This is a genomic window from Elusimicrobiaceae bacterium (genome assembly GCA_028700325.1).
Classification (GTDB): Bacteria; Elusimicrobiota; Elusimicrobia; order Elusimicrobiales; family Elusimicrobiaceae; genus JAQVSV01.
The window spans coordinates 22,312-30,385 of record JAQVSV010000018.1; the positions used below are offsets into that span (position 1 = coordinate 22,312).

Sequence of the window (8,074 nt, forward strand, 5' to 3'; positions counted from 1 at the left end):
CGCGTGCCCAAATGGGGTTGACGCGGGTTTGCGATCCGGCATATTCTGACTGAAATCATCGGGACAGCCGGCTCGCGGGAAAGGGGCGGGTTCAGTCTGAAAATTCCAGCCGGTCGCCTTTTTTCAGCCCGCCGCACGACCCGGAGGCCAGCTCCAGCACGCACCCGGCTCCGAACACCAGCGGCGAAATGCGCCACGGCGGCATCCGGTCGGAAAGATAGAGGATCCTGTTGTTTTTGTCCAGAAACACCGCCGCGATGGGAAATTTCATGAAAAAGGTGTGGATCTGGGCGCAGGGTTTTATCAGCAGGCTTTCACCCGGCTTGAGGCCGCTCCGTCCCAGCAGGCCTTTGGAGCGGGACGAAAGAGTGAACGCCGTTTTTACGTCCGTGGAAAGTACGGCGCCGTTAGCCGAGCATTTCATCTGATAATTGCCACGCGGCCGTTCGTTTTTCCGCCGCTGGTCTCCACCCTGAACACATACACGCCGCTGGCGACAGGATTGCCGCTTTCGTTCGTGCCGTCCCACGACATGGTGTACAGGGTTTTTATCAGTTCGCCGTTAATGTTGTAAATCTTGATTTTCGGTTCCGCGCCGTTTATTGAATCAGGCACCAGAAAAGTCAGCATCTGTCCGCGCGCCGGCCGGAACGGGTTGGGAAACGCCGTGGCTTTGCCTTCGGCGTGGCTGTCGGTTTTGGTGCCGGTGACTGCCAGCCGCAGGGTTTTATAATTGTTTAGCCGACCGTAGCCGTAATCGAGGCTGAAAGGCGCGCCGGCGGGATCCGCGCCGGTTTCCAGCCAGTTGGTTATCGCGGCGGTGGAGGCGGCCGGTCTGGCCGCAAGCAGAAGCGCCGCCAGGCCCGTCACAAAAGGCGCCGCCATGCTGGTCCCGCTCATCTGGACGTAGCCGCCTTCCGCGTTGAGGCTGGTAATGTAATCGCCCGGCGCGGTTACGCCAAGCTGGGCTCCGCGCGCCGAAAAATCGCACACTATGCCGCTGGGATCCAGCGCGCCTACGGCTATCACGCCCGGAATACGCGCGGGGCACATCACCGCTTTGCCGACCACGCTGTCCGGCGTAAGGTAATTGCCTGCCGCCGCCACAATCACCACATTGCGGGCTAACGCGTAATCCACTGCGTTGCGCAGGGTGATCGAGCAGGGGTCGGTCAGGCTGGAGGGCGTATCGCCCAGACTCATGTTCACTACGGCGCGCCGGCCGGTGTTCTGGGCCAGATCGGCCACATACTGCAGACCCGCCGCGATGGCGCTGTTCGGCGTGGACTGGCAGTTTTGAAAGTTGCTCTGGAAAAGCCGCACCGAAACCACTTCGCCGTTCCACGCCACTCCGGCCACGCCGGTGTTGTTATTTGTGTCGGCGGCGGCGATTCCGGCGACGTGCGAGCCGTGGCCCTCGCAGTCGGTGGGCGGATTTTCCGCATACTGCGTGTTGTCGTTAAGCACGTCAAAACGGATATTGCTGCCTGCTGAAACCCTGCCCGCGATATCGGGGTGCGAGGCCGCTATGCCGGTGTCCAGAATGGCGATGATGGTGTCGGTCGAACCCGTCTGGTATTCCCAGCCCGCGGCCGCGCTTATGGCCGCCAGCCCGGGCTGCGCGTTGAAATACGGATCGTTGGGCACTGCGCTTTTATTGTAAATCCGGTCCGGTTCGGCCGCCGCGACCCAGGGCTGGGTGCTTAGTGCGGCGATCCCGTCGGCGACTTTCATGTTTTCCGGCAGCACCACGCGGATAAAAGCGAGTTTTTCCATCCAGATGTCGCGGCGCATGCCCAGCGCTGCCAGACCGGCGTCAGCCTGCGCCAGCGTGCCGGCTGCGCTGAGAGTAACGTTCACCCGTTCTGCGGCTACCCGCACTGTCCGCACGCCGGAAAGCGGGCTCGCATACTCCTCTATTTTCAGGCCGGCGCAGAACCCGCGCGCGCACGGCAGCAATAAGGCCGCGAGTATAAGCAGTTTTCTTTTCATTTCGCACCGCCGTCGCATGTGCCGCCGGGACAGAGTTTCTCAAGCGTGTCGCCCGCGAGCCTGCGTACTGTGCCGCGCAAGCCGGGCCGCGATAGCTTTACGCTGTCCGGTTCGTACAGCCTGTAGTAACTTTTCCCGGTTTTGGAATTGGTGATTTTCAGCGTCATGAACTCAACCGCCAGCGCGCCGTCAAACAGTACGGTGGTTTTGAATCTGTTGGGCTTAAGTACGCGTACGGCGGTGACGCATATGCCGTCCGCTTTAGCCATGCAGTCCTTCACCGCGGCCGCGGATGCCGCACCCGCGCCGGTTTTTAAAGCCTGAGCCGCCGCATGGTATGCTTCGGAACTGGCCAGCGTTATTTCCGGGTATTGCCGGCCTGATTTGGCGCAGTAGACCGGGAAAACCGGCGCGCCGTTTTCCAGCCGCGCTCCAAGCACGGTTATGCTGCCGCCGGAAACCGAAAAAACCATTTCCGCGGGTTCTTTTCCTGAACCCGTGGCGCCGGCCCGCACTTCCATGCTCCAGCCTGGCTGAGGGCCGGTTGCCAGAACCGCCGCCAGTCCGCAAACCGCCGCAATCAAAGTCTGCCGGAATGTTTTTGTCATCTTAAAACAGCGCGGACGCGGTTTCGCGCCGCGTCCGCTCCGATATAATCGGGGTCAGACCCGCTCTACATAAGAGCCGTCGCGCGTGTCAACGCGGATGGTGTCGCCTTCGTTGACGAACAGCGGCACTTTCACTTCCGCTCCGCTTTCCAGCGTGGCGGGTTTGGTCATGTTGGAAACGGAATCGCCTTTCACGCCCGGCACCGTGCTGGAAACCTTGAGCTCCACCTTGATCGGCAGGAGAATGTTAAAGAAGCCGCCGTTGATGTAAAGCCCCTCCACCTGCATGTTCTCCACGAGGTATTTTACCGTGTCGCCCAGTTGGTCGGTGCTGATTTCAAGCTGTTCGTATGATTCGTTATTCATGAACACCGCTTTCCCGCCGTTGGTGTACATATAAACCAGAGAATGTTTCTCCACGTCCACTTCCTTGAATTTGTCTTCGGGACGGAAAGTGTCTTCCACCACCGCGCCCGAGGCCAGATTGCGGCATTTTACGCGCACCACCGCCCGCGCCTGAGATTTGCGGTGGTTCTGGTAATGCAGGATCTCCAGGATGTTGCCGTGGCTGTCCTCGATTAACATCCCTTCGCGGAATTCTGACGTTGATATCATTAGCGTTGCTCCGTTTGTTTTTTTATAGATTTTTACAAACCGTATCTGTCGGGTCCTGCCGGCGCCGGCTGCTCGCCGGGTATCATTGCCATTGCTTTGAGCGCGGCTATGCGGTTTTTTATGGGCGGGTGCGTGCAGAACAGATTGGCCAGAACCCCTTCGCCGTCGCTGAAACTCGCTCCGCGCGGGTCTTCAATGCACATGTGCGCCACGCCCTGTCCGATCGAGCGGGTCGGCGTGACCGAAGCGTGTATTTTCTGCAAAGCGGCGATCAGCGACACGGGATCGCGCGTGAATTCCGCCGCCGTCGCGTCGGCCAGATACTCGCGCTTGCGCGAAATGGCCATTGCCATGATACGCACCAGTATAGGCGCGAGAATGATCAGGACCAGCCAGATCACGAACAGGATGATCATGAGCTGGCCGCCGCCTCCGCCGCTGTTGCTGTCGCGGCGGCTGCCGCGTCCGCCCCGTCCGTAAAAAAGCATCCGGCTGGTATAGTCCGACAGCAGAACCAGCGCTCCGCCCAGCGCGGCGACCGTGGTCATCAGCCGGATATCGAGATTGTGGATATGGCTCATCTCATGGGCGACTACGGCCTGCAGTTCGTTGCGGTTGAGCGTTTTCAGCAGCCCTTCCGTTACGGCGATGCAGGCGTCGCTTTCGCCGAACCCGGTGGCGAAAGCATTGGGGTCCGGGTCGGGCACGATATAGACTTTCGGCATCGGCCGGCCCGAAGCGATGCTCATTTCCGACACCACGTTGATCAACTGCTTTTCCGACGGCAGGCCCGCGTCCGCCCTGCGCGCGCTGGCGCTGCGCAGCACCATGCCCGTGCCGTTGCTGTAGCTGTTGAGGAGAAACCCGCCCGCCACAAGCAGCGCGATGACGGTCGCGAACGGAAACGACTCGCCGGGCCCCTGCCGCCGCGGCTGGGAGTAGCGGTTGTTGTACAGGCCGGACTGCTCGTATCGGGTTGCGCCGGCCTGGCTGAGCTGTTCCAGCCCCGGTACGGGAAACCTGAAAAGAAAAACGTCGGCGCCCAGCCCGATGAACGCGAACAGCAGCGCAAACGCGGCCATGATAAGCCAGGTGTCGCGTCTGTTCGCGGCCTGCTGTTCGTAAATGTTCATCGCGCCGGGATCCGCAATTTAGACCGCAAGGTCAACTGTTACGTTTTCCCGCTCCGCCTCGTTTTCGATTTCAAACAGTTCGGCCGGAGTAAAACCCATCGCGCCCGCGATCAGGTTTGTAGGGAACACCTGCTGCTTTGTGTTGAACTTGGTGGACAGATCGTTGTAAAACTGCCGCGAAAACGCCACCTTGTTTTCCGTGGATTTCAGTTCCTCCATCAGGCTGCTCACGTTCTGGTGCGCTTTAAGGTCCGGGTAGGCTTCCACAACCGCGAGCAGTTTGCCCAGCGCGCCCGTAAGCTGGCCTTCCGCCGCGCCCATCTGCCCGATGCTGCCGCCTTTGCCGGCGTCAATGGCGGCGGCGCGCGCTTTCATGACTTTTTCCAGCGTGTCCTGCTCGAACTTCATTTCGCCTTTGACCGAGTTGACCAGGTTGGGTATGAGGTCGTGCCGCCGCTTGAGCTGCACGTCAATCTGTTTGAACGCGTTTTTCACGTCGTTGCGCAGTTTGACAAGCCCGTTGTATATGCCTATCAGCACGAACGCGGCGACAATGATCACCGCCAGTAATATAATAGCCATTTTCTTTTCCTCTCCTTGGATTATTTAGTGAGAACTTCCCGGCCTTTGGCGGTGATGAGCACCGTGTCCTCAATGCGTACGCCAAATTTCCCCGGCAGATAGATGCCCGGCTCGATAGTGACAGCCATGCCTTCACGCAGCACCGCCTGGCTGGGTTCGTTTACGCGCGGGTATTCGTGTATTTCCAGTCCGACCGCATGGCCGGTGCCGTGAATGAATTTGTCGCCGTAGCCGGCTTCTTTTATTATGTCGCGGCAGACTTTATCCACGGCATGCCCGGTCAGGCCGGCTTTCAGCGCTTCGATCCCGGCTTTATGCGAGCGGGCGACGATATTGTAAACTTTGTTGAACTCCGCGGTCGGGTGGTCGCCTATGAAAATTGTGCGCGTGATGTCGGAGCAGTAGTTGCCGTAAACGCAGCCGAAATCAATCAGCAGAGCCTGATTCTTCTTTATTTTCGCGGAGCCGGTAATGTGGTGCGGTTTCGCGGCGTTGGCTCCGGCTCCCACGATGATGTCGAACGACGGCGCAGTAGCGCCTCGGCGTTTCATTTCAAACTCAAGCATGTTCTTGACTTCCAGTTCGGTCATGCCCGGCTTGATGGACGGTTGGATTTTGCGCAGCGAGTCCGCCGCTATTTTGCAGGATTTGCGCAGGATTGCCGCTTCCGCGCCGTTTTTTACCGCTCTTGAGTCGCGCGTCAGCTCCGGGCATTCGATGAACCCGGCTTTTTTCCAGAGTGTTCCCAGCGCGTACGATTCGTTAGCCGAATCGAACCCCACCTTCTTCATCTTCTGCGCTTTGGCCTGCCCGAGCACGGAGTCGGCGTGGTTGTTCGACGCTTCGGGCTTGCAGAGTTTTGTGGCTTGCCTGCACTGGTCCACCAGCATCTCCGCCATATACGCCCACGCGCCCCGCCGGCCGACCAGCAGAGTGTAGCCGTCCAGAAAGAATCCGGTAAGAAAACCCTGATCCACTTTTTTAGTTAAAACATAGCCGTCCAGCCCTCTGGCGGCCAGAAGTTTCTGAAATTCCGACATCCTGCTCATGGTAACCTTTCTCATGAATTTATTATACTAATAAATATATGAGCGCACCATGCCCGCAGAAAGTTCTTTTTGTCTGGATCGGCCGACTGGGCGATCTGATGGTTTCCACTCCCTTTATCGTTGCGTTCCGCGCGCGGTTCCCGCAGGCGCGGATTACGCTTATGGTGCGGAACTGTTCGTCCGAACTCGCCACCGCCGTGCCCGGGGTTGACCGGGTGATAACGTTTCCCTCGCTCAGCAAGCCCGGCGCGGTTTTCCGGTTTCTGGCGCACTATCTTTTCAGCCGGTACGACTGCTGTGTTGACCTGAACGCCGCGTATTCGCGCACTTCCGGGCTGCTGTGCCGGTTTTCCGGGGCGGGGCGGCGGGTGTCGTTTAAGAAAAAACTGCACGGGAAATTTTACACCGAAGTGATCGCCGAACCCGAGGAAAAGGAGCATTTTTCCGACCGCTATGCCCGGCTCGCCGCCCATTTCGGGGCGGATTATGTGCCCGGCATGAAACTCGAGCCTTCCCGCGCCGCGCGGGCCGAGGCCGATCGCCGCGCGGAGCTGCTCGGCATTAAAGGAACGAATTTCAATATTCTCGTGCATCCGGGCAATTTCAGGAAGACGGAGCACCGCTGGCCGCGGGAAAAATTTATCGCCCTGACCGGACTGCTTTTGGAAGAGCCTGGCAACCGCGTATTCTATTTTGCGGGGCCGGGTGAAACCCGGCCGGTGGAAGAAATGCTTGCGCGCCTGCCTGCCGGCCAGGTTACGCTGATAACGGCCATGCATCCCGCCGTGTTCGCCGCGCTGGCTGCGAAGTTTCAGCTGATGATAGTGAGCGCGACGGGGCCCATGCACATCGCCTCCGCCATGGGCGTGCCGCTGCTCACTTTCAATTCCGAGTACAGCTGGCAGTGCTGGCGGCCGCTTACCGGGCTGTGCCGCAATCTGCATTCCGGTGACTGGCGCACCTGCCGCACCATCTCCGTTGAAGAAGCGTACGCCGCCTGCCAACTGCTGCGTAAAATGCTGCCGGAGCAGGGGCCGCAAAACAGCGGGCCGGCATCGGGCGGATAACGGCGGTAACAGCGTATTTTTCAGCGGATCAGTCTGGCCAGCGCGAGGAATTTTTCAAGCGGCACCGTTTCGGGCCGCGCGCCCGGATCTATGGAGCAGGAAACAAGCGCGTCCTCCAGCGCGGCTTTTTCAAGGCCCGGCGTGTGGGCCAGCGAATTCAAAATGGTTTTGCGTTTATGCGCGAACGCCGCTTTCACCGTGTGAAAGAATGCGGCCGTTTCCGCTTCGTTATTGAGCAGCGCCGTGTCCAGCCTGGTCAGTTCCACTACGGCGGAGTCCACTTTCGGCGGCGGCGAAAACAGTTTCCGCCCTACTGCTGTCACGCGGCGCGCCAGCGCGCGGCTCTGCACGCTGAGCGTAAGCACGCCGTATTGCCGCGAGCCGGGCCGGGCCAGAATCCGGTCCGCCACTTCTTTCTGAAACATCAGCACCGCAGCGCCGAACCCGCGCCAGCCCAGCAGTTTCTGCATGATGGCGGTTCCTGTGGCGTAGGGCAGATTGCTGACGAACAGAACCCGCCGGTATTGCCCGAATTCCGCGTCCAGATCCAGTTCCAGAAAATCCCTGTTGACCAGTTTGAACGGCTGCGGCACGGGGTATTTGCCGTTGAGGTGTGCGATCATGGCGGGGTCAATTTCCACCAGCGTCAGCTTGTTCTCCCGTCCCGCCAGCAGCCCGCGCGTGAGAAAACCTTTGCCCGGCCCGATCTCCACGGCGTGTTCGCAGCCGTCATGCCGGTTCGCGGCTTGCGTTATGCTCGCCGCCGCCGCGTGGCTGGTCAGAAAATTCTGGCTGTATTTGGGCATGGGTGTCAGTCAACGGTGGAAGGTGTGGTGAGCCATTTCAGGTTCTGTCCGGCGATGGTGTTGCCGGGTTCGTTTCTGAGCGCGGCGCGGCAGGCTTCAATGGCGGAAGGCTCGTCGCCCATTTCGATATAGGCGGCGGCCCGGCCCAGCTGGGCCGTCGCGCCCGCGCCGAGCTGCAGAGCGCGGTCGAATTTTTCCAGCGCGGCGGCGGCTTCGCCCATT

Annotated in this window: 10 protein-coding genes; 1 reads left to right on the forward strand and 9 read right to left on the reverse strand. The window is 59.9% G+C overall.

Annotated elements, in window-relative coordinates:
• Window positions 1–91 precede the first annotated feature (91 nt).
• Genes PHW69_04060 through PHW69_04090 form a run of 7 tightly spaced genes read right to left on the reverse strand, consistent with a single transcriptional unit; the run spans window position 92 to window position 5,994 of the window.
• Window positions 92–424 carry a DUF192 domain-containing protein gene (locus PHW69_04060; GenBank protein ID MDD4004360.1) on the reverse strand — a complete coding sequence of 111 codons (333 nt, stop codon included), beginning with the start codon at window positions 422–424 and terminating at the stop codon, window positions 92–94.
• On the reverse strand, window positions 421–1,992 hold the full coding sequence (locus PHW69_04065) for a S8 family serine peptidase (protein ID MDD4004361.1): 1,572 nt from the start codon (window positions 1,990–1,992) through the stop codon (window positions 421–423). Before PHW69_04065 ends, PHW69_04060 begins: the two co-directional genes overlap by 4 nt.
• Entirely contained in the window at window positions 1,989–2,600 is a 612-nt protein-coding gene (locus PHW69_04070; GenBank protein MDD4004362.1) for a hypothetical protein, read from the reverse strand. Before PHW69_04070 ends, PHW69_04065 begins: the two co-directional genes overlap by 4 nt.
• A 54-nt stretch (window positions 2,601–2,654) precedes the next feature.
• Window positions 2,655–3,215: an elongation factor P gene (gene efp, locus PHW69_04075; GenBank protein MDD4004363.1), complete on the reverse strand. Its 561-nt coding sequence runs from the start codon at window positions 3,213–3,215 to the stop codon at window positions 2,655–2,657.
• 32 nt (window positions 3,216–3,247) lie between these two features.
• The gene (locus PHW69_04080; GenBank protein ID MDD4004364.1) at window positions 3,248–4,348 is read right to left on the reverse strand and encodes a M48 family metallopeptidase; all 1,101 of its coding nucleotides are present in this window, start codon (window positions 4,346–4,348) and stop codon (window positions 3,248–3,250) included.
• A gap of 18 nt (window positions 4,349–4,366) precedes the next feature.
• Window positions 4,367–4,930 carry a LemA family protein gene (locus tag PHW69_04085; GenBank protein ID MDD4004365.1) on the reverse strand — a complete coding sequence of 188 codons (564 nt, stop codon included), beginning with the start codon at window positions 4,928–4,930 and terminating at the stop codon, window positions 4,367–4,369.
• A gap of 20 nt (window positions 4,931–4,950) precedes the next feature.
• Window positions 4,951–5,994, reverse strand: a complete 1,044-nt coding sequence (locus PHW69_04090) for an aminopeptidase P family protein (GenBank protein ID MDD4004366.1) — start codon at window positions 5,992–5,994, stop codon at window positions 4,951–4,953.
• Between the two features lie 23 nt (window positions 5,995–6,017).
• Between PHW69_04090 and PHW69_04095 the strand changes: the two genes are divergently transcribed.
• Window positions 6,018–7,046, forward strand: coding sequence for a glycosyltransferase family 9 protein (locus PHW69_04095; protein MDD4004367.1), 1,029 nt, complete (start codon window positions 6,018–6,020; stop codon window positions 7,044–7,046).
• A gap of 20 nt (window positions 7,047–7,066) precedes the next feature.
• On the opposite strand, the gene rsmA is transcribed toward PHW69_04095, so the two are convergent.
• Both rsmA and PHW69_04105 read right to left on the reverse strand, forming a co-directional pair.
• Entirely contained in the window at window positions 7,067–7,852 is a 786-nt protein-coding gene (gene rsmA / locus PHW69_04100; GenBank protein ID MDD4004368.1) for a 16S rRNA (adenine(1518)-N(6)/adenine(1519)-N(6))-dimethyltransferase RsmA, read from the reverse strand.
• A 5-nt stretch (window positions 7,853–7,857) separates the two neighbouring features.
• On the reverse strand, window positions 7,858–8,074 hold a 217-nt coding region (locus PHW69_04105; GenBank protein ID MDD4004369.1), incomplete at its 5' end, for a hypothetical protein.